General features: G+C 58.6%; 23 protein-coding genes. 6 read left to right on the top strand and 17 right to left on the bottom strand.

The window, feature by feature from the left end:
* Position 1 precedes the first annotated feature (1 nt).
* From edd to GOW40_RS15950, 4 genes are all read right to left on the bottom strand, one after another.
* Complete coding sequence (gene edd / locus GOW40_RS15965; protein ID WP_174840334.1) at positions 2 to 1,807, bottom strand: phosphogluconate dehydratase; 1,806 nt, start codon at positions 1,805 to 1,807, stop codon at positions 2 to 4.
* A gap of 2 nt (positions 1,808 to 1,809) precedes the next feature.
* Entirely contained in the window at positions 1,810 to 3,255 is a 1,446-nt protein-coding gene (gene zwf, locus GOW40_RS15960) for a glucose-6-phosphate dehydrogenase (RefSeq protein ID WP_171131432.1), read from the bottom strand.
* A 163-nt stretch (positions 3,256 to 3,418) separates the two neighbouring features.
* A complete protein-coding gene (gene ptsP / locus GOW40_RS15955) occupies positions 3,419 to 5,662 on the bottom strand; it encodes a phosphoenolpyruvate--protein phosphotransferase (RefSeq protein ID WP_171100304.1) in 2,244 nt (747 codons plus the stop codon).
* A gap of 46 nt (positions 5,663 to 5,708) precedes the next feature.
* A complete protein-coding gene (locus GOW40_RS15950; RefSeq protein ID WP_171100306.1) occupies positions 5,709 to 6,947 on the bottom strand; it encodes an aspartate kinase in 1,239 nt (412 codons plus the stop codon).
* Between the two features lie 156 nt (positions 6,948 to 7,103).
* Here GOW40_RS15950 and GOW40_RS15945 point away from each other — a divergent pair, with 156 nt between their 5' ends.
* Positions 7,104 to 7,460: a hypothetical protein gene (locus tag GOW40_RS15945; protein WP_171131435.1), complete on the top strand. Its 357-nt coding sequence runs from the start codon at positions 7,104 to 7,106 to the stop codon at positions 7,458 to 7,460.
* Here the strand turns inward: GOW40_RS15945 and GOW40_RS15940 are convergent.
* The 4 genes from GOW40_RS15940 to GOW40_RS15925 form a co-directional block, all read right to left on the bottom strand.
* The gene (locus tag GOW40_RS15940; protein ID WP_171131437.1) at positions 7,454 to 8,092 is read right to left on the bottom strand and encodes an SDR family NAD(P)-dependent oxidoreductase; all 639 of its coding nucleotides are present in this window, start codon (positions 8,090 to 8,092) and stop codon (positions 7,454 to 7,456) included. The two genes, GOW40_RS15945 and GOW40_RS15940, sit on opposite strands and share 7 nt — an antisense overlap.
* 3 nt (positions 8,093 to 8,095) lie before the next feature.
* Positions 8,096 to 8,551, bottom strand: a complete 456-nt coding sequence (locus tag GOW40_RS15935; RefSeq protein ID WP_171100312.1) for a DUF1178 family protein — start codon at positions 8,549 to 8,551, stop codon at positions 8,096 to 8,098.
* Positions 8,552 to 8,753: 202 nt separating this feature from the next.
* Positions 8,754 to 9,503, bottom strand: coding sequence for an EcsC family protein (locus GOW40_RS15930; RefSeq protein WP_171131439.1), 750 nt, complete (start codon positions 9,501 to 9,503; stop codon positions 8,754 to 8,756).
* 53 nt (positions 9,504 to 9,556) lie between these two features.
* Entirely contained in the window at positions 9,557 to 10,051 is a 495-nt protein-coding gene (locus GOW40_RS15925; RefSeq protein ID WP_171100316.1) for a GNAT family N-acetyltransferase, read from the bottom strand.
* Between the two features lie 72 nt (positions 10,052 to 10,123).
* Here GOW40_RS15925 and GOW40_RS15920 point away from each other — a divergent pair, with 72 nt between their 5' ends.
* Positions 10,124 to 10,729, top strand: coding sequence for a flavin reductase family protein (locus GOW40_RS15920; RefSeq protein WP_171131441.1), 606 nt, complete (start codon positions 10,124 to 10,126; stop codon positions 10,727 to 10,729).
* Positions 10,730 to 10,862: 133 nt separating this feature from the next.
* Here the strand turns inward: GOW40_RS15920 and GOW40_RS15915 are convergent, their stop codons facing one another.
* Positions 10,863 to 12,497: a SulP family inorganic anion transporter gene (locus tag GOW40_RS15915; protein WP_171131443.1), complete on the bottom strand. Its 1,635-nt coding sequence runs from the start codon at positions 12,495 to 12,497 to the stop codon at positions 10,863 to 10,865.
* 211 nt (positions 12,498 to 12,708) lie between these two features.
* On the opposite strand from GOW40_RS15915, the gene GOW40_RS15910 reads away from it, so the two are divergent.
* Positions 12,709 to 13,581 (top strand): S-methyl-5'-thioadenosine phosphorylase, encoded by an 873-nt coding sequence (locus tag GOW40_RS15910; RefSeq protein ID WP_171131444.1) that lies wholly within the window; start codon positions 12,709 to 12,711, stop codon positions 13,579 to 13,581.
* Between the two features lie 10 nt (positions 13,582 to 13,591).
* Here the strand turns inward: GOW40_RS15910 and GOW40_RS15905 are convergent, their stop codons facing one another.
* Entirely contained in the window at positions 13,592 to 14,458 is an 867-nt protein-coding gene (locus GOW40_RS15905) for an alpha/beta hydrolase (RefSeq protein ID WP_171131446.1), read from the bottom strand.
* Between the two features lie 272 nt (positions 14,459 to 14,730).
* Here GOW40_RS15905 and GOW40_RS15900 point away from each other — a divergent pair, with 272 nt between their 5' ends.
* Positions 14,731 to 15,360 carry a LysE family translocator gene (locus GOW40_RS15900; RefSeq protein ID WP_171131448.1) on the top strand — a complete coding sequence of 210 codons (630 nt, stop codon included), beginning with the start codon at positions 14,731 to 14,733 and terminating at the stop codon, positions 15,358 to 15,360.
* Positions 15,361 to 15,366: 6 nt separating this feature from the next.
* Here the strand turns inward: GOW40_RS15900 and GOW40_RS15895 are convergent, their stop codons facing one another.
* Positions 15,367 to 15,540 (bottom strand): hypothetical protein, encoded by a 174-nt coding sequence (locus tag GOW40_RS15895; protein ID WP_171100329.1) that lies wholly within the window; start codon positions 15,538 to 15,540, stop codon positions 15,367 to 15,369.
* Between the two features lie 320 nt (positions 15,541 to 15,860).
* Between GOW40_RS15895 and GOW40_RS15890 the strand changes: the two genes are divergently transcribed.
* Together GOW40_RS15890 and GOW40_RS15885 are read left to right on the top strand one after the other, a co-directional pair.
* Positions 15,861 to 16,400 carry an adenine phosphoribosyltransferase gene (locus tag GOW40_RS15890; RefSeq protein WP_171100331.1) on the top strand — a complete coding sequence of 180 codons (540 nt, stop codon included), beginning with the start codon at positions 15,861 to 15,863 and terminating at the stop codon, positions 16,398 to 16,400.
* A 169-nt stretch (positions 16,401 to 16,569) separates the two neighbouring features.
* Positions 16,570 to 17,052, top strand: coding sequence for a fasciclin domain-containing protein (locus GOW40_RS15885; protein ID WP_171100333.1), 483 nt, complete (start codon positions 16,570 to 16,572; stop codon positions 17,050 to 17,052).
* 36 nt (positions 17,053 to 17,088) lie between these two features.
* Here the strand turns inward: GOW40_RS15885 and GOW40_RS15880 are convergent, their stop codons facing one another.
* The 6 genes from GOW40_RS15880 to GOW40_RS15855 all read right to left on the bottom strand — a co-directional run bounded on the left by GOW40_RS15880 (position 17,089) and on the right by GOW40_RS15855 (position 23,366).
* On the bottom strand, positions 17,089 to 18,501 hold the full coding sequence (locus GOW40_RS15880) for an FAD-binding oxidoreductase (protein WP_171131450.1): 1,413 nt from the start codon (positions 18,499 to 18,501) through the stop codon (positions 17,089 to 17,091).
* A gap of 38 nt (positions 18,502 to 18,539) precedes the next feature.
* Positions 18,540 to 19,358: an MBL fold metallo-hydrolase gene (locus GOW40_RS15875; protein WP_171131453.1), complete on the bottom strand. Its 819-nt coding sequence runs from the start codon at positions 19,356 to 19,358 to the stop codon at positions 18,540 to 18,542.
* A gap of 102 nt (positions 19,359 to 19,460) precedes the next feature.
* Positions 19,461 to 20,045 (bottom strand): GNAT family N-acetyltransferase, encoded by a 585-nt coding sequence (locus GOW40_RS15870; protein ID WP_171100340.1) that lies wholly within the window; start codon positions 20,043 to 20,045, stop codon positions 19,461 to 19,463.
* A complete protein-coding gene (locus tag GOW40_RS15865; RefSeq protein ID WP_171131454.1) occupies positions 20,045 to 21,307 on the bottom strand; it encodes a pitrilysin family protein in 1,263 nt (420 codons plus the stop codon). Before GOW40_RS15865 ends, GOW40_RS15870 begins: the two co-directional genes overlap by 1 nt.
* Entirely contained in the window at positions 21,304 to 22,692 is a 1,389-nt protein-coding gene (gene thrC / locus GOW40_RS15860) for a threonine synthase (protein WP_171131455.1), read from the bottom strand. Before thrC ends, GOW40_RS15865 begins: the two co-directional genes overlap by 4 nt.
* Positions 22,689 to 23,366 carry an SURF1 family protein gene (locus GOW40_RS15855; RefSeq protein ID WP_171131456.1) on the bottom strand — a complete coding sequence of 226 codons (678 nt, stop codon included), beginning with the start codon at positions 23,364 to 23,366 and terminating at the stop codon, positions 22,689 to 22,691. The genes thrC and GOW40_RS15855 overlap by 4 nt, the downstream gene beginning before the upstream one ends.
* Positions 23,367 to 23,498 lie beyond the last annotated feature (132 nt).

The following is a 23,498-nucleotide window of genomic DNA, read 5'->3' as shown; positions in this document are numbered from 1 at the left end:
TTTAAACTCCGAAAATACTGGCGCCTGTGTCAGCAGAACCGACATTCTGGCGGAACGCGCCAAACAGGTCGCGGCCAACACCGTGTTGGTTTTTGGTCAGGTCTGCGGTTGCTGGGTTACGGTCCAGAACGCCTGGGGTGAGGATTTCCAATTCTCCTTTTACGGCATCGACGCGCAAAAGATCACCATCTTGCAGATAGGCGATTGCGCCACCGTCCAGCGCCTCGGGGCAGACATGAATGGCAGCAGGCACTTTCCCGGATGCGCCCGACATACGACCATCCGTGACCAGCGCCACTTTCTGACCGCGTCCTTGCAGGATCGAAAGCAAGGGTGTCAGCGAGTGCAATTCGGGCATCCCATTGGCCTTTGGGCCCTGAAAGCGAACCACCACAATGACGTCATCGGTGAACTCACCCGCTTTGAACGCTGCCTTTACCTCGTCCTGATCATGGAAGACCCGCACGGGGGCCTCGACAATCTGGTGTTCGGGGGCGACGGCAGAAACTTTCATGACACCTGTGCCCAGATTGCCGGTCAGGCGTGACAGACCGCCGGTGGGTTGGAACGGATCATTGGCCGGGCGCACGATCTTGTCGTTCAGGCTGTGGCCTGCGCCGCCTTCCCAGACCAACTCGCCGTCTTTCAGCTTGGGCTCTTTGGTATAGTTGTGCAGCCCCTGCCCTGCCACGGTCAGCGTGTCGGGATGCAGCAGGCCTTCGTCCAGCAACGTTCCGATAGCAAAGCCCAAGCCGCCTGCTGCGTGGAAATGGTTCACATCGGCCAGACCGTTGGGATAAACCCGCGCGACCAAAGGCACCACGGCGGAGATGTCCGAGAAATCCTGCCAATCCAGAACGATGCCACCGGCGCGTGCCATGGCGATCAGGTGGATCAACAGGTTGGTCGAACCACCCGTGGCCATCAGGCCAACGATGCCGTTCACAAAGGCGCGTTCGTCCAGGATCTGGCACACCGGTGTATAATGATTGCCCAGCGCGCTGAGCGACAGGGCGCGACGGGCGCCTTCTTCGGTCAGCGCGTCACGCAGGGGAGTGTTCGGGTTGATAAAGCTGGACCCCGGCAGATGCAGGCCCATGAACTCCATCAACATCTGGTTGGTGTTGGCGGTACCGTAAAAGGTGCAGGTGCCTGGGCCGTGATAGGCGGCCATTTCGGCCTTCATCAGCGCATCACGCCCTACTTCTCCGGCGGCAAATTGCTGACGGACTTTGGCCTTTTCGTCATTCGGCAGGCCGCTGGTCATGGGACCAGCTGGCAGGAAGACTGCAGGCAAATGGCCGAAAGCCTGCGCGCCGATGATCAGGCCGGGCACGATCTTATCGCAGACACCCAGGAATACAGCAGCATCATAGGTGTTGTGGCTCAGCGCCACACCGGTTGCCAGTGCGATCACATCGCGTGAAAAGAGCGACAGTTCCATCCCTGCTTCGCCCTGGGTGACCCCGTCACACATGGCTGGCACACCCCCCGCCACCTGCGCCGTGCCGCCTGCGGCGCGGATCGCTTGGCGGATCAGTTCGGGATATCGTTCGAAGGGCTGGTGCGCGGACAGCATGTCGTTATAGGCGGTGATAATACCCAGGTTTCCGGCCGTGCCGGTCGCCATCGCGCTTTGGTCGGCGCCAGCGCCCGCATAGGCATGGGCCTGCCCCGAACAGGACAGATGCGCCCGCGCCGGGCCCTTGGATTTGGCCTGCTCCATCCGTTCCAGATGCGGGCCGCGCAGGTCAGCGCTGCGGTCGATGATACGTTTGGTGACGTCGGAAATAACTGTGTTGACCATGATTACCCTCCGATCTGGCGCCAACGGCGGCCATCGCGATGCATCAGCATCAAAGCGTCTTCCGGGCCGGAACTGCCCTGATCATACAACGACGGTCGATCGCCGCGGTCTTCCCACCCTTCGACGATAGGATCCACCCAGGCCCAAGCCGCCTCGGCCTCATCCCCGCGCATGAACAACGTCTGGTCGCCACGGATGACATCCATCACAAGGCGTTCATAGGCGTCGGGCGCGCTCGCGTCTTCGCCCAGCGCATCGGCAAAGCTCATGTCCAGCGACACATCCGACAGGCGGAACCCACCCGGCCCCGGATCCTTGATCGTGGTACGCAGCGTGATGCCTTCATCCGGTTGCAGTCGGATCACCAGAACGTTTCCGCGCAGCGGGCCAACATTGGGAAAGATCGTATGCGGCGGGTCGCGGAAGAAAACCGCGATCTCGGATTCCCGCGCCCGCAGGCGTTTTCCGGTGCGCAGATAGAACGGTACACCCGCCCAGCGCCAATTTCCCAGATGCACCTTGAGTGCGATGTAACTTTCCGTCCGGCTATCGGCATTACCCACGTGATCGGTATAGCCATCGCCACCCTTGTCCGCGCGGTACTGACCCCGAGCGATATCAGCGGGCGCAACCGGCTCTAACGCCTCGATCACCTTGACCTTTTCGTCACGCACCGCGTTGGGTGAAAACTTCGACGGTGGCTCCATCGCTGTCAGGCACAGAAGCTGGACCAAGTGGTTCTGAATCATGTCGCGCATTGCGCCGGACTGATCGTAATAGGCCCCGCGACCGTCAACACCAACCGTTTCGGCCACGGTAATCTGAACATGGTCGACATGAGTTGAATTCCAGAGCGGCTCGAACAAAGAGTTCGCAAAGCGCAGTGCCATCAGGTTCTGCACCGTTTCTTTGCCCAGGTAATGGTCGATCCGATAAATCTGATGCTCTTCAAAGCAGGCGCGCAGACCTTCATTCAAGGCTTTGGCCGAGGCCAAATCATGACCAAAGGGCTTTTCAACGACGATACGACTGTCCGGCGACGCCATCTTGTGGTCCGACAGGCGCTGCGCGATGCCGGGAAACAGGCTCGGGCCAACCGAAAGGTAAAAGGCCCGCACGACATCAGGGCGCAATGCCGCGCTCAACTCCGACCAGCCGGACTCGCCCAAGGCATCCACCGGGATGTATTCGACGTGCTGCAAGAACTGATCCAACACGTCCTGCTTGAAACCCGGTGCAAATTCTTTCATCGACGCCAGAATCTGAGCGCGAAACTGCTCGGTATCCATTGAGGACCGTGCGGTCGCAATTATGCGTGCTTCGTCAGGCATCTGCTCGACTTCGAAACGGTGATAAAGCCCTGGCAAGATCTTGCGCTGCGCCAAGTCACCAGTTGCACCGAACAACACCAGATCGAACGGCTGGACGGGAATTACCCTTGAAACCATATCAGGCCCCTTTTCGCGCGGGATGGCCGCTTGCGACCCCGGCGGTCTCGTCGCTATTATTTCGCGACACTGTTAACGCTAACATTCATCGTCTGAATAGTTTTTCCGATGACAAAAATCAAGCAGCGAAATCTGTATCTCGAGGCAATTTTCTATCGAAACCCTAATTCTGGCTCCGCAACCATTCCATTACTGCGGGTCGAACCGATTGTTCTCCGCGATGGCGTGCATCTGCGATGATCTTGCGCACGTCTTGCAGGTTTGACCGTAGCAGCAGGCTTTTGACGGGGCCGATCGACGCAGGACGCATCGACAGGCTGCGCATCCCCATCGCCGTCAGGCACAACGCTTCGATAGGTCGCCCGGCATCTTCCCCGCAGAAGCTGAGAGGTGTGTCAGAGATACTGCACCGTTCGACAATGCGTTCGATAAAGCTGAGGAAACTGACATTCAGTGTGTCATAGCGACGGCGCACCAGTTCGTTTTCGCGGTCTGCCGCGAAAAAGAACTGTTTCAAGTCGTTGCCACCGATGGAAATGAAATCGACCTCATCAAAGAATTTCTGCGGCGCAAATCCCAGCGAAGGCGTTTCAAGCATCGCCCCAACCTTGAGCGTTTCGGGAAGCACATGGCCCAGGCGCTGCTCTCGTTCAACGGTTTTGTTGACCTCGCTCCGCGCCTCGCGGAATTCATCCGCCTGAGCCACAAACGGGAACATGATGGTCAGCGGACGCCCGTTTGCAGCGCGCAAAAGCGCCTGCAATTGCATCCGCATAACACCGCGCTTGTCGAGGCCCACCCGAATGGCTCGCCAACCCAGTGCCGGGTTCGGTTCGTCAATATGCTTCATATAAGGCAGGACCTTATCCGAGCCGATATCCAGCGTGCGAAAGACCACAGGTTTATCGCCGGCGGCATCCAGAACACGCTTGTATTGCGCCACAAGTTCGGACCGTTTAGGCATCTGGTTACGCACCAGAAACTGCAATTCGGTGCGAAACAGGCCCACCCCTTCGGCACCGGAATTGGCCAAGGATGGCAAGTCAGCCAACAGGCCCGCATTCATGGTGAGCGTGATACGCTGATTGTCCTGCGTCACCGTTTTGGTTTCGCGGATCGAGGCATAGCGTTCTTGCGCCTTGGCCTGCATGGCGATCTTGTCGCGGAAGGCCGACACCACCGTATCTTCGGGCCGCAAATGTACGATACCCTGATCACCATCAACCAGGATATGATCCCCGTTCAGCGCTTCGGTTGTGATCCGACCAACGTGAACGACCAAAGGAATCGCCAATGCGCGGGCAACGATTGTCGCATGGCTCCCGACCGAGCCCTCCTCGAGCACGATACCCTTCAGCGACCGGCCGTATTCCAGCAAATCACCGGGGCCGATATTGCGCGCGATCAAGATCGGGTCGGGCGGCAAGTCAGCGCCGTTATTCGCGCCCTGCCCGGTCAGAATACGCAGCAATCGGTTGCTAAGATCATCCAGGTCAGCAAGCCGTTCCCGCAAATAAGGGTCGGTGACCTGCCCCATGCGGCTCCTGGCCTGCGTCTGTTCTTTCTCAACCGCAGCCTCGGCGCTTAACCCGCTGGCGATGTCTTCTTCCATGCGCCGCATCCAGCCTTTGGAATTGGCAAACATGCGATAGGCTTCCAAAACCTGAAGCTGCTCTTTGTCACCCCCCTGCGAGATTTCGAGCATCTTGTCGACGCCCACACGCAGCTCTTCTACCGCTTCGATCAAGCGTTCGCGTTCGCGCTTTGGATCTTCGGCAATCGGGTTGGTGACGACAACACGAGGTTCGTGCAGCCAGACATGACCCTCGGCAGATCCTTCCTGCGCGGGACCGCCGGTCAATTGTATCGATTGCTGGTGCAACGGGGACAGGGCCGCGCCTTCACCGACAAAAGCGCCAAGCTCGGCCATTTCGGCCAGCACCATCGCCACGACTTCCAAGGCATAAATCTCGTCAGCGGAAAACTCTCGTGCCTCGCGGGTCTGCACGACCAGAACGCCAAGCTTCTGACCCAAGCGCTGTACGGGAACCCCAAGGAAGGACGAATAGCGTTCCTCACCCGTCTCGGGCATGAACCGGAAACCCTTGGCCGAAGGCGCGTCAGCCTCGTTCACCACCTTACCGGATTTGGCCACGCGGCCCACAAGACCCTCGCCCAAACGCATGCGCGTTTTGTGAACCGCCTCGGAGGACAGACCTTGGGTTGCGCAAAGCTCAAGCGTATCTTCATCGCGGAACAGATAGATCGAGCAAACCTCGACCCTCATGCTGTCCGCGATCAACCGCGTGATCCGATCCAGACGTTCCTGACCGGCGGCCTCGCTTGCCATTTCCTCGCGCAGCCGCCCCAGCAGCTTGCGAGATTCCGTTTCGGTACCGTCCACCATTGCCCAACCAACTTACGGTGTCAGACGAAACCCTTGGCTGAAACGCTCAGGCCGCCTTGTCCAATTCAAACGCATCATGCAGCGCTTGAACCGCAAGTTCCATGTATTTCCTGTCAACCAGAACGGAAATTTTGATTTCGGAGGTGGTGATGACCTTGATGTTGATCCCCTCATCCGAGAGAACCTTGAACATTTTTGCAGCTACACCGGATTGCGAACGCATTCCGATACCCACGACCGAGACCTTGCAGACATCTTCGTCTGCAACCAATTCAGCATAGTTCAACTCACCCGCGTCCTTGATCGCCGTCAGCGCCTTTTCTGCGCGGGCAACCTGATCAGTCGGGCACGAAAAGGTCATATCCGTGCGTCCTTCATCCGAGATGTTCTGTACGATCATGTCCACATTCACACCCTCATCACTGAGCGCGGTAAAGATGATCGAGGCGATGCCGGGTCGGTCAGCCACCGACACAACCGTCATCTTCGCCTCATCGCGGGAATAGGCCACACCGGCCACTACATTGGATTCCATAATATCCTCCTCGTCGCAGACCAGCGTGCCGGCATTGTCGGATTGTTCTTCGAAACTGGACAGCACCCGCAGGCGCACCTTGTAGCGCATCGCCAGCTCGACCGAGCGGGTTTGCAGCACCTTCGCCCCCAGCGAGGCCAGTTCAAGCATCTCTTCAAACGCGATCTTGTCCAGTTTGCGCGCTTTTTCACAGATGCGCGGGTCGGTGGTATAGACGCCATCCACATCGGTATAGATGTCGCAGCGCTCCGCCTCAAAAGCAGCAGCAAAGGCCACCGCGGTTGTGTCCGAACCACCCCGCCCCAGCGTTGTAATCCGGCCCTCGGGGCTGATCCCCTGGAACCCTGCCACAACGGCCACGCGCATCCCTTCACCAAACTTCTGGTTCAGGTTGGCGGTGGGGATCTCTTCGATGCGCGCGGCCGAGTGGCTGCCATTGGTCAGCAGCGGCACCTGCCAGCCTTGCCAACTGCGCGCAGGTACGTCCATTTCCTGTAAGGTCAGCGCCATCAGACCAGCCGTCACGTTTTCGCCTGAAGAGACAACCGCATCATATTCGCGCGCATCAAACAGCGGGGAGGTTTCATTCACCCAGCCCACCAGCTCGTTTGTCTTGCCCGACATGGCCGAGACGATGACGATCACGTCATAGCCCTTTGCAACCTCGACCCCAACGCGCTTGGCCGCGCGGCGGATTCGGTCAAGGTTGGCCACCGAGGTGCCACCAAATTTCATCACGAGTACGGGCATGGGGCTGAAGTCTCCGCGCCTTTGGATTCAAATCCCGTGCGTCTTATGCGAGGGGGGCCGTAAGGGCAAGAGGCCCCGCACTGCAACGCGGGGCCGCTTTACATTGTGCAGGCGTGATGTCAGCCTAAGAGGCACACTCGTTTCAAGAGGTTATTCATGCTCCGCTTTGCTTTCGCTTTTGCACTTATGTCTTCCGCTGCCACCGCTCAGGTCGCGACCCTATCTGGCACTGACGGCCAGAACTCTTTGGGCACAGTGCCTTGCGCGGTAAATGCCGGTGACCCGCTGAAAAGCTGCAACGCGGAACTACGGCGTCGCGACGATGGTACCGCGACGCTGGCTGTCGGCCTGGGCAATGGCGAAGTGCGCAACATCTATTTCACCAATGGCGTTCCCGATTCCAGCAGTTCAACCTCGAGGCTCAGCTATGAAACACGCGGCGACATCTTGGTGATCTTCATCGAGCCCGGAGAGGTTTACGAACTGCCCAAGGCAGCGCTGTCCACTCAGTAGGCGTGTGGTTGCCCGTCGTAGGTTTCGAAACACCCAGTATTGGCCAGTGACAACGCATCGAACCGTTCGGTCAGGCCCTGAACTGCGTGGTCCACATGAATGTCGGCAGCGGCCCCACCCATATCCGTCTGAACCCAGCCGGGGTGGTAGATCCCGACAGCAATCCCATCGGATTTCAGATCAGCGGCCAGGTTACGCCCAAGATTGAGAGCGGCGGCCTTTGAGGCACGATAAATATAGCTGCCCCCGGGCGCACGCGTATGTGACGCCATCTGCGACGAGATGATTGCGATCTTGCCCCGCGCAGCCCGCAGATTCGGCAACAAAGCCTGAATTGTTAGAAACACACCTGTCACATTGGTTGCAAAGCTTTCGGCCCACATCTCGGACGGATAGCCGTCAATACCTTGCCCCTTGTCCAAATAGACACCGGCGTTGCAGATCAGCAGATCAACCGGCTGTCCCTGCAATTGCACTGCCATATCCGCATGATGCGCCGGATCAGCGACATCCAACCGAACCTGCCCGCTTTTGTCGCGCGCGGTTCCAGTCACATTGTACCCTTGGTCTCGATAGCAATCCGCCAGAGCTTTGCCAATTCCACGATTGGCCCCCGTAATCACGATATGCATAGGCTAGTTGGTCTTTCGGCTTGGTACGAAGGGCAACGGCGCGACCGGCACGCCATCTTCGATCAGGGCACGTGCTTCTTCGGGTTTCGCCTCACCATAGATTGCGCGATCCGGGGCGTCACCCAGATGGATTTTGCGCGCCTCGCTCGCGAAGTCCTTGCCAACATAGTCCGAGTTTTCTTCGACTTTGCGGCGCAGCTCCGACAGGACTTCTTCGACATCTGGTGTCGCCGAAGTCATCTGAACCTGCTCAGGGGCCGATTTGCCTTTTGCATTGGCCGAGCTTGCGCGCCGCGCCGGGCGGACCCGCGGGGTCATGACCGCCTTTTCCACATGAGAAGATCCGCAGACACTGCAGGCAATCATCCCCGACGAAGCCAGCTTGTCATAGGCTTCCGCCGATTGAAACCAGCTGTCAAAGCTGTGACCTTCAGAACATTTCAACGCGTATTGTATCATGGTCCGTCCAGATTAGCAGGATGACGAATAGATACCGAGCAAACCGTTAAGATCAAGTCATTCCTGTGGTAATTTGCTGTCTCGCAGACGAAACCCGCGTAAAAGTGAGGCGCGCTGAGCCAAAAGCTGGGTTCACGCCACGGACTTAAGCGTTCTGGGCGCCAGACGACAAGGTTTCGGTCGTTTGCGGCGTATGACAAGTTTAGCGCAGCATCCGGTTCGAAAGCCGGGATACCAATTCCTCATGCGGGATATCCGCGTCGACAGCCAGACGACGCAGGCCGAAATGCACGCGGGCTACCTGCTGATAATAGCGTGTGTAGACATAGTTCGTACCACCACCCGCCAAAGCGCCCAGTACAGGCACTGATTGCGCAGCCAGTTTCTGACCCAGCACCACGGACAGTTTAGGCGCAACCGCCGCGATCAGCCGCTGCATGGTCGGGCCACTCAAAGTCAGGCGTGCAGAAAAGAATCCCGCATCTGCACCGTCATCATGTGCCAAAGGCCCCGCTGCTGACAGAACCCGGATACAGTCAAATTTCACCCCCTGTTCTGAGGGATCAAATCCTTCACGCGCCGCCGCGCCCTGGATCGAGCGCAACAGCATTGCCGTGGTTGCAGGAAGCTCCATCAACGCGGTCGAAACCCCGCCAAACCCACCAGCGGCGCCCATGGCCGTCGTGACGGCAGTATTGACCCAAGGCGTCTGATCCGGCACCGCCCGGCGCGAGCTTTCGGCTGCATGCATCGCAATCCAAAGCGCAGATTCGGTTGCCCCATTCAGGCCCGCCTGAACCGGTTCGGGCAATTGCGACAACAGAGATTCAGCGGAGCCGCCCAGCCTATTCAGTAGTTTGACACCTGCCCCACCGGCAGATTGATAGCATGCCGCCAACCGATCCAATTCAGCCTCGGCATCGATCTCGTGCACCAGCACCACGTTTTGCATCCGGACCCTCCTGTACAGAAGATGTCGGGATTGTGATCAAGGATTTCAATAGGTCAGCGGGTCCAGCGGGTGACCGCGCCGCGCAATCCGGTCCACCCGCCCGGCACAAGTTCGGCCCCCAAAACGCGGTCCGGGTTGGTCGGCGGCGGCATCTCAACACCGCGCAGTTTCGAAAAGCCGAACCGCTGGTAATAGGGCGCATCACCCACAAGCATGACGCGCTGCCAGCCTTGCCCGCGACCGGCCTCCAACCCGTGATGGATCAGATAACCGCCCAAGCCCTCGCCCTGATGGGTCGGGTGAACGGCCACCGGTCCCAACAGCAAAGCATCCTTGTCATGCACATGAACCGGCCAAAAGCGGATCGCACCCGCCAAAATGCCCTGCCCGTCCCGCGCCACCAGTGACAGCCCGGACACAGGCGGCACATCATCGCGCAGACGATAGGACGAAAGCGCCTCGCGCCCCGGTGCAAAACACAGGTCATAAAGCGCCTCGACCTCCCACCAATCCTCCGGCTCTTCCGGCCTGATTTCGAACTGCTGCACGCTGGCCCTCTTTTCCTTGCTGGCAATCGCCCTAGCACTTCGGTACGCCTTGGGCAAACGCTAGGAGACACCATGTTCTATCGCCCCGAAGACGGCCACGGCCTGCCGCACAATCCGTTCAACGCCATCATCACGCCGCGGCCCATCGGCTGGATTTCGACACGGGATGCGAATGGGATCAACAACCTGGCGCCGTATTCTTTCTTCAACGGCGTCGCCTATACCCCGCCGCAGGTGATGTTCGCCACCACCAGCGGCAAGCATGATCAAGAGAACGGAAAGGACAGCGTTTCCAATATCGAAGCCACCGGAGTTTTCTGCGTCAACATCGTGGCCTATGCGCATCGGGATGCGATGAATGCAAGTTCGGCCGGGCTGGACAAGCATGTAGACGAGTTCGAACACGCCGGGATAGCAACCGCCGAATGCGAAACCATCAACTGCGCGCGGGTCGCCGATGCGCCAGCGGCACTTGAATGTAAACTGACGCAAATCGTGACGCTACCCGGCGAAGCCAACCGGGTGGTATTCGGCGAAGTGACAGGTGTTCACCTGCAAGACGATCATATCAAAGAGGGCAAGTTCGACGTGACCTCATTCAAACCGCTGGCGCGGCTAGGATACCGTGATTATTCGGTGGTCACCGAGTTGTTCAGCCTGTCCCGCCCAGATGATTGATCCGGCCAGGGGCTCTGCCCCAGCCGCGCTGCGCGCGCCTCCCCCGGGATATTTTCAGCCAGATGAAGCAGGTGATCCATTTTTCATCTGGCCCCAAAATTCCCGGAGCGCGCAGCAGTGCCAGGCAAAAGGGTTAATGACCACCAAGAATGCCGGTTCGCACTGAATAATCCACGACCAGGCCGTAATCCGGATCATCATCGCTGTCGACCATCAGATGCCCCGCCTTGTTCAGCAGCCTGTGGCAATCCCGACTCAGGTGGCGCAGCATCAGGCGTTTGCCCGCAGCCTCGTATTTTGCAGCGACATTTTCGATCGCCTGCAGCGCCGATTGGTCGACCACACGGCTGTCAGCAAAATCCACGATGACCGTTTCCGGGTCATTGGCGATATCGAAGATCTCGACAAACCCGTCTGAGGAACCAAAGAACAGCGGGCCCTGAATCTCATACACCTTCGCGCCCTCTTCCGTCAGTGAATCGCGCGTGACCGCGTGGATGCGTTTGGCGTTGTTCCAGGCATAGGCCAGCGCCGAGACGATCACGCCCACAACAACCGCAACCGCCAAGTCTTCCATCACGGTGACGACCGTGACCAGGATGATCACAAACGCGTCCATCAGCGGAACCTTGAGCAGGATCTTGAACGAGTTCCACGCGAAAGTGCCGATCACCACCATGAACATCACGCCCACAAGCGCGGCCAGCGGGATTTGCTCGATCAAGGGGGAGCCTACGAGGATGAACAACAGCAGGAACAGAGCCGCCGCGATTCCCGCGATCCGCGTGCGGCCTCCGGATTTGACGTTGATCATCGACTGGCCGATCATCGCACAGCCACCCATACCGCCAAAGAAACCAGTCACAACATTCGCCGCGCCCTGCGCGATACATTCCTGCGAGGCACCGCCGCGTTTGCCGGTGATCTCGCCCACAAGGTTCAGGGTCAGCAGCGATTCAATCAGCCCAATGGCGGCCAGAATGACGGCGTAGGGCAGGATGATCTCGAAGGTTTCCCAGGTCAGCGGCACCATCGGAATATGGAAGGCGGGCAAGCCACCCTCGATTGAGGCCAGATCGCCCACGCGCGGCACATCCAGACCCATGCCGATCACGATCGCCGCCACGACAACTATTCCGGCCAAGGGTGCGGGAATGATCCGTGTGACGCGTGGCATCACCCAGATGACCGCCATGGTCAGCGCTACGAGCCCCAGCATTGTATATAGCTGTATCCCGGCCAGCCATTCTCCACCGCCGACGCCGTGGCCGGTGTTCTCCATCGTGCCGGGCACCTTGAACTGCCCAAGCTGCGCCAAGAAAATCACGATGGCCAGACCGTTCACAAAACCCAGCATCACAGGGTGAGGAACCAGTCGGATAAAGCGGCCCCAATGCATCGCCCCTGCTATCACCTGCAAAATGCCCATCAAGACAACCGTCGCGAACAGGTATTCCACGCCATGCTCTGCTACCAATGCCACCATGACCACAGCCAAAGCCCCGGTTGCGCCCGAGATCATGCCCGGCCGTCCACCAATCAGCGCCGTGATCAGGCCCACGAGGAACGCCGCATAGAGCCCCACCAACGGATGCACGCCAGCAACAAAGGCAAAAGCCACCGCCTCGGGCACCAACGCCAGGGCAACAGTCAGTCCCGACAAAAGTTCGATCCGTAGGCGCGACGGGGTCAGACCTTCGTCCGGAGACCAGCGCAAATCGGGTATGGCGACATGTTTGGCAAAGCTTGCCAGTATGGCTCGGGGCATAGAACGGTCCTGTGGCTTGGGTCTTTTCGCGCGAAAGGGGCTTTCTAGCCGCAACTTTGCACAAGAGCCACAGCGCCTGGTGGGATGCGGATATGCAAACGGCGCATAGCAGAGATCCCAAAACGCCTTCTTTTTGCACATCCGTGCCTCTTGCCAAACCACGTTGCAAGCCGCAAAAATTCAGAGAAATCAATCCGCATGGAGAAGATCATTGACCCAGACGAAAATCGCCGTCATCGGCGGATCCGGTATCTATGACATCGATGGCCTGGAGGGGGCTGAATGGGTCACCGTGAAAACCCCTTGGGGCGAACCGTCAGATCAGGTCCTGACCGGAACACTGGAAGGGGTCGGTATGGCCTTTCTGCCGCGCCATGGTCGTGGTCATGTACACTCGCCCACCGATGTTCCTTATCGCGCCAATATTGACGCGTTGAAACGGTTGGGTGTGACGGATGTTATCTCGGTCTCGGCCTGCGGGTCGTTCCGTGAACAGATGGCGCCAGGCGACTTTGTGATTGTCGACCAGTTCATCGACCGCACCTTTGCCCGCGAGAAAAGCTTTTTCAGCACGGGCTGCGTTGCCCATGTCAGTGTGGCCCATCCAACCTGCCCGCGCCTGTCTGATGCCTGCGAGACGGCGGGCAAAGCTGCGGGCATCACCATTCACCGTGGTGGCACCTATCTGGCGATGGAAGGGCCGCAGTTTTCCAGCCTGGCGGAATCCAAGATGTATCGCGAGCAGTGGGGATGTGACGTGATCGGCATGACCAATATGCCCGAAGCCAAGCTCGCCCGCGAGGCCGAGCTGTGCTACGCCTCGATCGCGATGGTAACGGATTACGACAGCTGGCATCCTGACCATGGCGAGGTCGACGTAACCACCATTGTGGCCACCCTGACCGGAAACGCCGAGAAAGGTCGGGCTTTGGTCAAAGGACTGCCAGCACTCTTAGGGGCTGAACGCGCGCCCTGCCCCCATGGCTGCGACCGCGCACTGGAATACGCCATCCTCACGGCGCCGGAAAAACGCGATCCTGCGCTCTTGGCCAAGTTGGATGCGGTTGCCGGGCGTATCCTGTGATCTTGCAGGTTCAGGGCGCCGTCAGGCGCGCCTGAACCTGATCCCACAGGCCAAAAGACCACAGATCGTTGTGATGGCCTTCAGGGGTCAGGAACAACTCGGCATTACCGTTCGACAAATCCGCCAAGGCTTTGCCATGATGGACCGGGACAGTTTCATCCAATTCGCCATGAAAGATCAGCGTCGGCACCGTGATGTCACCGATGATGTCGCGCGTTGCGAATTGGTCTTTCATCAGCAAAGAGACAGGCAGAAGCGGATAACGTTCGCCAGCTACATCAACAGTCGCCGTGAACGGTGCCTCAAGCACCAACAGCGCCGCGTCCGGCCGTTCCGCAGCCACAGCTGCGGCAACACCGGTACCAAGGCTTTGCCCATGCAAGACAATTGATGACGCTTGCGCGGCCAGCCGGTCATAAAGCTGCAAACCGTCGCTGATCAAGGCCGCCTCGGACGGCGCCCCCTCGCTGCCGGGAAAGCCGCGATAACTGGGGGCGAGGATGCCATAGCCGGAGTTCAGGATTTCGTTCAACCTGTCTGCGCGGTCGCCGAGGCTGCCGCTTTGACCGTGAAAGAAGAGAACCGTCGGCGCGCCCTCCAATACAGGCACGGCTGACCAAACCGTCAGTTCTGTCCCGTCAGCCATGGCAATACGTTCGACTTGGACATCCGCGAGCCCGACCGAGGCGGGATCAGGCAAGTCTTCGCCCGCTTTGAACAGGATTTGCCGCTGGTTGAAATACATATACCCCAGAATGGTCGCGTATATCAGAACGAGCAGAACCAGAGCACTTCCTACCAGGCGTTTCACCCCAGCAATGCGATGGGCACGGTTTTGCTTGGTCGACGCCGTGCTCAAATTCTCAGCCTGTGCCATTTGACGCTCCGAATATTGATCTGCCCCTCAAGACTGGGGATTTACGACGCTGTTTCAAGCCGAATGAGTGCGGCTTAACGTGGTCTTCATGTTGCAACCATCTTGCAAACGAAAGACCGGAGCTGGTTGGAAGGGTCAGACCGACCTACGCCGGCGTGGTTTCTTTCAACGCGATGTGTCGTTCGACCCCGCTTTGCGCGGAACGATACGTGAATAGCTTGACGGTTTGCTGGTTTGCAGGCTTCCTGTCTCAAAATAGAACAGGATCCTCCATGAGTTTTGATCTTTGGTTGGCCTTTGTCGCCGCATCGACCGCCCTTTTGCTCATCCCCGGCCCGACTGTGCTGTTGGTGCTCAGCTATGCATTGTCCAAGGGTCGGAGTGTCGCCGTGGCTTCGGCAACGGGGGTGGCGGTCGGAGATCTCGTCGCCATGACCGCGTCTTTGTTAGGGTTGGGGGCGCTGGTTTTGGCGTCGGCCACATTGTTTTCGGTCTTGAAATGGGTCGGGGCCGCCTACCTGGTCTGGCTGGGTATCAAGCTGTTGCGCAGCGCCCCATCGGGCGGGTTGACGACGGTGGAGACGGATCGAGACGTCTCAGCGCGCAGCGTGTTTGGGCACGCAGCGGCGGTGACAGCGCTGAACCCGAAATCCATTGCATTCTTCATTGCCTTTGTACCCCAATTCCTGCGCCCTGCTGATCCCTTGGGGCCTCAGTTCGCCATCCTGATTGCAACATTCGTCGGCTTGGCCTGGTTGAACGCCTTGGCCTATGCCTTGCTGGCTGACCGTTTGCGCCGATTGATCGGACGTGAAAGTGTGATTACCGCGATGACACGGTTTGGCGGGTTGACCCTGATTGGAATGGGATTGGCCACGGCGGTACTGCGCCGCCCGGCCTGACGGTACTTAGCTGTCGGCGTTTTCTTTCATAAATCCGCGAATAAACCGACGGATTTCACGCGCCGCTGATGTGTCCAATTCTTTGCACAGCTCAACAAATGCGTCGCGTTCATCCTTATCCAGTCGCAAGACCAACTGGCTGTTTTTCTTGGTGGACCCTTTGCCGTCTTTCTTCGCCACTAGCGCTGACCCCGTCTAAACTTGATTCTTTTCGCGATGCATTGTATATACGCAGCATAGAGTTTGTCGTTATCGGGCACCTAACAATAAAAACAGGACTGACGCAATGAATCTTCATGTGGCTCAAGCATTTCTTTTGAAAGATCAGCGCAATTGGCGCAAACCCCATCTGTCTTGGCTTCCTGCCAACCTATATCGCTATTACGGCCTGCCAAGCATCATGATCCGACGTCGCAAATAGGCCCGGCGCAAACTTTCCTTGCAAGACTTTCTGTGATGGGCCAAACACTTCTGCGTGCCTGATGCCAAGGGGGTGGCCCATGCCTAAGACAAAATCCGTCAAGGACTACGTTCGAACCATCGTCGATTTCCCACATGAGGGGATCATGTTCCGAGACGTGACGACGTTGTTTGCAGATCCGCGCGGGTTTCGCATGGCAATCGATCAGATGCTGCACCCCTACGCAGGAGAGCAGATCGACAAGGTTGTAGGCCTTGAGGCGCGGGGCTTTATCCTGGGCGGTGCCATTGCCCACCAGTTGAGCGTTGGTTTTGTTCCCATCCGCAAGAAAGGCAAGTTGCCGGGCACCACCATCAGCCAGGACTATAAGCTTGAATACGGTGAGGCGATTGTCGAGATTCACGACGATGCCATTCAACCTGGTGAAAAGATCCTTGTGGTCGACGATCTGCTGGCCACAGGGGGCACGGCCGCGGCCGGGATCAAGCTGATCGAACGGTTGGGTGGCGAGATTGTGTCTTGCGCCTTTATCATCGACCTTCCCGAGCTGGGCGGTCGCAAAGTGCTGGAAGAGATGGGCATGGATGTCCACGTTTTGTGTGAATTCGAAGGCCTTTGAGTGGCTCACGATCACGTTTTTGTGATTGGAAAGAACAAACATCCTCGGCTTAGCGCGCGTCGCGCGCGCTTCAATAGCGACCGGCCAACAGTTTTGGTGATCTCTTCGTGACCCTGCCCCGTACCCTTGTCGATGCCACATTGGGCATTTTCAACAAGGGAAGTCCAAAATGTTTCGTAAACTCGCAGTCGCAAGCGCAGCCACCATTCTGCTCAGCACCACAGTCTTTGCTGGTAGCAACAAAAAAGACATCGTCGATACAGCGGTCAACGCTGGCACCTTCGAAACGCTGGTCGCAGCTGTTCAAGCCGCTGAATTGGTGGATACGCTGAAAGGCGAAGGCCCGTTCACCGTATTTGCGCCCACGGATGAGGCCTTTGCGGCTCTGCCCGAAGGCACTGTCGAAAACCTTCTCAAGCCCGAGAACAAGGATCAATTGGTCGCGATTCTGACCTATCACGTGGTCCCGGGCAAAGTGATGTCAGGTGATCTGTCGGACGACATGACAGCCGCAACTGTACAGGGCGGTGACATCACAATCGATCTGGACAGCGGTGTGATGATCAATGACGCCAACGTTGTTCAGGCGGATATCGAGGCGGATAACGGTGTGATCCACGTGATCGACAAAGTCATCCTGCCGGCCACCTGATCTGGCACCTGGTTGCGGTCCCAACCGGGGCCGCGACTATTCCGACAGAACGGCGCCGGGGTTCATGATCCCCATAGGATCCAACGCGGCCTTGATCGCACGCATCGCCTGCAGTTTTACGGGATCGCCATAGCGCTGCAGATCACCGGTCTTCAGCCGACCGACACCGTGTTCGGCACTGACCGAGCCGTTGAAGCGGTGCACCAGATCATGCACGGCGCGCTTTACGTCACCACGGTTTTCATCAAACTCGGCCTTGCTCCGCCCCTCTGGTGGGAACACGTTATAGTGCAGATTACCGTCACCCAGATGTCCGAAACAGTTGATGCGGAAATCTCCCAACGCGGCGATTACCTTGGCCCCCTGCTGGATGAACGCCGGAATCTCTGAGATCGGAACCGAGATGTCGTGGCTCGAAACAGACCCGATCAACCGGTTGGCCTCGGGGATATGTTCACGCACCGACCACAGCTGATCCTGCTGCTCTTTGTTCTGCGCAATCACACCATCGCTGACCAACCCTTTAGCCTCGGCATTCTGAAAAAGCTCTGCGATCACATCTGAAGGGGACAATCCTTCTGGCAGCCCCAGTTCAAGTAACACGCTCCAGAGCGGGGCCGTCTGAAACGGCTGGCGCACATCCGGCAAAACCTCGGCCAGAAAGTCCAAACCCTGTTGGTGGATCAGTTCGAACGAGGTCACGCAATCGCCGACCCTATCACGCACCAATGCCAAAAGATCTATCGCCGCAGCAGGAGACGCGACCTGCAGCATCGCCGTTCCAATGCCTGCGGGTTGTGGGAAAAGCTTCAGCGCCGCAGCGGTGATGATCCCCAGCGTCCCTTCTGCCCCAATCAACAGATTGCGCAGGTCATAGCCGGAATTGTCCTTGCGCAACCGACTCAGCCCATGCCAGATCTCACCGTTGGGCAACACCGCCTCCAGCCCCAGGCACAGATCGCGGGCATTGCCATAGCGCAGCACATTGACCCCACCCGCATTGGTCGCCAGATTGCCACCGATCCGGCACGAGCCTTGCGATGCCAAGGCCAGCGGGAACAACCGCTGCGCGTCTTCTGCCACGCCCTGTACATCCGACAGAATGGCACCGGCCTCGGCAATCAGCACATTTTCGTCGGTGTAGACCGCCCGGATCGCCGCCATACGATCCAGCGAAATCACAAGCGGTGCTGGCCCTTCCGGCATCACTTGCCCGCCAACCAGGCCGGTCCCACCACCATAGGGTAGAACGGGCACGCGCGCCTCTGCTGCCATACGAACAAGAGTTGATACCTCTTCAACGCTGCGCGGCAATGCCACGGCACCTGCATGGCCGGAAAACCGCCCACGTGGCTCGTCAAGATATCGGGGTTCAACCGGGCGCAGCACATCGGGCAAAACCTGGCGCACCCGTGCGCAAAACGGCTCATCTACGGGGTTCAACAACATGCTGCCTCTTTGCCCAAGACACGGCTGTGCAGCAAGACCTATTCCAGATCGATCAGATATTGCGGCTCAAGCACAACGACAGTGGGGCGGTCCGGCAAGCTGCGCAATGACACCACAAGTTCTGACGCACCGGACCGCTCAACAGGAAAATCCTCGCGGATCTCCACCAGGAACCGGTCCAGCGAAAAGCTCGAAAACCAGTGCATCGGAATGATAACCGAGCTTTTCAGCCGCCGTAGCACTGTCACCATCTCGGGCAAGGGCATGGTCGTGCCACCATCGACCGCGGCCATGACCACATCCAGACGCCCAAGCGCTGCAAATTGCTCATCCGACGGCACGTGATGCAGATGCCCAAGATGCCCGATACACAGTCCTTCAACCTCGAACACGAAAATCGAATTGCCGCGCTCTTCAACGCCACCATAGCTTGATCTGATATCGGTCGAGACATTGCGCACCAGCATCTCGCCCAGATCCAGGTAATGATCGATGCCCTGCCCAAATTCGCCCCATCCCGTTAGGACATGCGGGATAGCCGGATCGGGATTGGCGGTCCAATGGGTGCTGTGGGCGTGGTTCATTGTCACCACATCCGGGATCAGATCCGCGCCACCGATAAAGCCTGTGAAATCGGTAACTGCGTTCAGCCCGCCATGCGTCTGGATCAGAAAAGACGCATGAGCAACATAGCTGATCCGCACCGAAAATTCCGGCACGGGGTCTGTCCAGGCCGCCTTGTGAATGTATTCAATCCCCGGTGCGGCATCAGCGATGGCAATGCAATGGCTCGGTCGCCGTTCCTGCGCCGAAGCCCCGCCCGATATCAACATCAATGCCACAACCAACCAGCGCATGAACAGAGTGTAGCGCAGAATCCCCGCAAGTCATGTCCCTTGTTCATCTGGCCAAAAATAAACAAACGGAAGTCGCGGCCCGCCGCGACGGGGCAAAGCCCCCTAGCCCGCATCCGTCCGACCCCGACGGTCGGACCGAAGGCTTGCATAGAGCACATGGGTGCGCCAGCGGCCATTGATCTGCAAATACGACTGCGCAACGCCCTCGTATTTGAAGCCCGAGCTTTCCAACAATCCGCGAGAGGCCTTGTTTTCAGGCAGACACGCCGCCTCGACCCGGCTCAGGTCCAAGCGGGTAAACGCGTGATGCACCACTGCGCCAATGGCTTCGCGCATATATCCCTGGCGGGCATAGGTCTGCCCCGTCCAATACCCCAAAGTGCCCGCCTGCGCTGGCCCTCGCCGGATATTGTCCAGCGTGATCGCTCCCAACAACACATTGTCGCTGCGCCGAAACAGAAATAACGGGATCGCTGTCCCGCTCGCCACAGATCGCTGCGCCCAATAGACCCGGTTGGTAAAGGATTTACGGCTCAGATGATCCTTGGCCCAGACCGGCTCCCACGGCACCAGATAATCCTTTGAGCTGCGGCGAAGCGCGGCCCAGTCGTTGAAATCCGAGTGAATGGGCGGGCGCAAGCTCAGGCGCTCGGTTTCGAGTTTCAGCTTGCGTCGGCCCAGAAGCATCACGCCGCGCGCCTCTCCTGCAAGTCCGCCAGTGAAGGAGCGCCCGAGATCGGACCGTAAAGCGCCAGCGCCGCTGGGGCTTGGGCTGCCATGACCTCGGCAAAGCTGCGCACATCATCGGTACTCACCGCGTCAATTTTGGCCACGGTGTCCTCAAGCGACGGGACTCGCCCCCAGATCTGCACCAACCGCGCCAGCCGTTCGGCCCGGTTCGATGGGCTTTCAAGCCCCATCAACATTCCCGCCTTCATCTGCGCGCGCGCCCGCGCGACCTCTTGGGCGCTCATGTCATCGGCGGCGCGCTTCATCTCATCAATGGTGATCGTCGCCAATTCTGCCACCTGATCGGCGGATGTTCCCGCATAAATCGTGGTGGTTCCGGTATCGGCATAAGCCCCGGTCTGCGCAAAAATCGTATAGCAGAGCCCCCGGCTTTCACGCACTTCCTGAAACAAGCGCGAAGACATACCGCCACCCAAAGCGGTCGAATAGATCTGCGCCGTATAGATCCCGTCATCGCGATATCCCGGGCTCTCAAGCGCTAGCGCAAAATGCGCCTGTTCCAGATCCTTTTCCTGCCGTGCTTCGCCGCCAGTAAAACGAGCGGTTTCAGCGATCAAACCTTTCCGAGGCTTTAGATGGCCAAACATTTCTTCGGCCATCGCCATCAGCGCATCATGATCCACCGCTCCGGCAGCAGACAGGATCATCTGCTCGGGCCCGTAGTGCTCTGCCACAAAGCCTGACAAATCCTCGCGCGAAAACGCGCTGACCCGCTCGGACGGGCCCAAAATGGTGCGTCCCAAGGGTTGATCGTGATAGCTCTGCTCTTGCAGCCAGTCAAAGATCACATCGTCGGGCGTGTCATAGGCCTGACCGATCTCCTGCAGGATCACGCCACGCTCAACCTCGATCTCGCGCGGGTCAAAGACCGGGTTCAACACGATATCGCCGATCACATCCATGGCCAGCGCCACATCGTCCTTCAGAACGCGCGCATAATAGGCGGTCACCTCGCGTGAGGTATAGGCGTTGATATAGCCGCCCACATCCTCGATCGCCTCAGCGATTTGCAGAGCCGAGCGCCGCTCGGTTCCCTTGAACGCCATATGCTCGAGGAAGTGGGCGATCCCGTTCTGCTCGATCCTCTCATGCCGTCCCCCGGCGGTCACCCAGATGCCGATGGCTGCCGATTGCAGCCCCGGCATATGTTCACTGACGATCCGAAAGCCGTTCTTCAATTGGTCTTGTCTGACAGTCACTCAGCGATATGCCTTCTGATATGATCCTCAAGGGTGCCCAGATCATTGGCGATGCGGGTCACCCGTTCCGGACGTTCATACAGATCAGACATGCGGGAGGGAAGAGGTGGATGCACGCCGCTCGCCTCCTCAACCGCTGCCGGGAATTTCGCCGGGTGCGCTGTGGCCAGCGTGATCATCGGGACATCCGCCCTGCGCTGTTCTTCGGCAACCTTGATACCCACTGCGGTATGCGGGCAAACCAGTTCCGCGCTGTTGGCCAGCGTGTGCTTGATGGTCGCCAGCGTCTCGTCCTCGGATACCCGGCCCGAGTCAAAGCTTTCGCGCAGAGCCTGCATCGCGCCTTGGCTCACGTTGAAGCCGCCGGTTTTCAGCTCATCCATCAACTGCGCAACAGCGCTGCCATCCTCACCATAGGCATAATAAAGCGCACGTTCGAAATTCGAGCTGACCTGAATATCCATCGACGGGCTGATCGACGGGATCGTGTCACCTTTGAAATAGCCCTCACCCGAAAGGCACCGATGCAGAATGTCGTTCTGATTTGTGGCTACAACCAAGCGGTCGATGGGCAGGCCCATGCGTTTGGCCAGATAACCTGCAAAGATGTCACCGAAATTGCCGGTGGGCACTGTAAAGCTGACCTTGCGATGCGGTGCGCCCAGGCTAACCGCCGCCGAGAAATAATACACGATCTGCGCCAGAACGCGGGCAAAGTTGATCGAGTTCACACCCGCCAGTTTCACCTCATCCCGGAAATCAAAATCGTTGAACATGTCTTTCAGCGCAGCCTGGCAATCATCAAAGTCACCGTCCACGGCCAGCGCATGCACATTGCTGTCTGCCGGCGTCGTCATCTGACGGCGTTGCACCTCGGACACGCGGCCATGCGGGTAAAGGATGAACACATCAACTGCATCCAGCCCCCGAAAGGCCTCGATCGCCGCTGATCCCGTATCGCCGCTGGTCGCGCCCACAATGGTTACTCGGTCGCCGCGCCGCTTCAGCGCCACCTGAAACAGCTGGCCGATCAGCTGCATGGCGAAATCTTTGAAGGCTAGTGTCGGCCCGTGGAACAGCTCCAACAGGAAATGGTTCTCGTTCAGCTGCTTCAACGGCGCGCGCGCATCATGACCGAAGACTTGATAGGCCCGTGCAATGATTTCCTTAAACTCATCTTCCCCGAACGAGCCGCTGACATAGGGCCACATCACCCGAAATGCGATCTCTTCATAGGGCAGACCGGCCAAAGCCGCGATCTCGTCCTGGAGCATCACCGGGATCTCAGCTGGCAGGTAAAGGCCGCCATCACGGGCCAGACCGGTCAGCATCGCTTCTTCAAATGTCAGTTCGGGCGCCTGCCCACGGGTCGAGATGTATTTCATAGCGCGTTACTCTCAGAATTGGCGCGACTGCGCCACAGGAAGTATCCGGTCATCACGGCCCAAACCAGGGCCAGCCCAAACCAGGTGATTGCATATTGCAGGTGATCATTGGGGATACCGGCCGTGTCCACGGGCAAAGGGATCACGCCCGGATCGGTCTCAGATCGAGCGATCAGCAGCACCGGCTCGGTCCCCAATGCTGCGGCCAATGCGGGCACGTCGCGGGCGAACCAGATGTTGCCTTCAATATCCGCGTCCGGCGTGTAGCTGTCGATCTCATTCGGCCAGTGCAGATTGCCGGTGACCTCCATCGCTCCGACCAGACGCGCCGCGTCTTTGGCGGTGGTTGGGACAAAGCCACGATCCACCAAAACGGTGCGGTCGCCACTACGAAAAGGCGCGACGATGCGATACCCCGGACCGACCTGCTTGACCGAGACCAGCACATGCACCTCGCCCGGCAGCATCTCACCGGTCAGGGCAACAGGAAGGTACCGGTCCCGTACAGGCTGTGGCGCTTCGGGCAGGCCCACCGGGTTGCCGGATATGCGCGCCTCGATCTCGGCCAGAATGCCTTGCTTCCAAGCCAGCCGTTGCACCTGCCAGACGCCCAGCGACAGCAGAATGCCCAGACCGGTCAGTCCGAAGATCAGCAAGAACAGAAGGCGGCGCATTCGAAGACCATGTATCAAAGCCGGAATCGGCGTCTTGTTAAGGGCGCAGTGCAGCGATTTGCAACAACGCAATTGTATCGGGCGCAATCTTGCGCCCTGATAGAGAAAAAGCCGCCCCTGCCTGGGGCGGCT

This window comes from Ruegeria sp. HKCCA6707 (assembly GCF_013033515.1).
In the GTDB taxonomy this organism is placed as follows: Bacteria; Pseudomonadota; Alphaproteobacteria; order Rhodobacterales; family Rhodobacteraceae; genus Ruegeria.
This window is presented reverse-complemented; position numbering and strand designations above follow the sequence as displayed.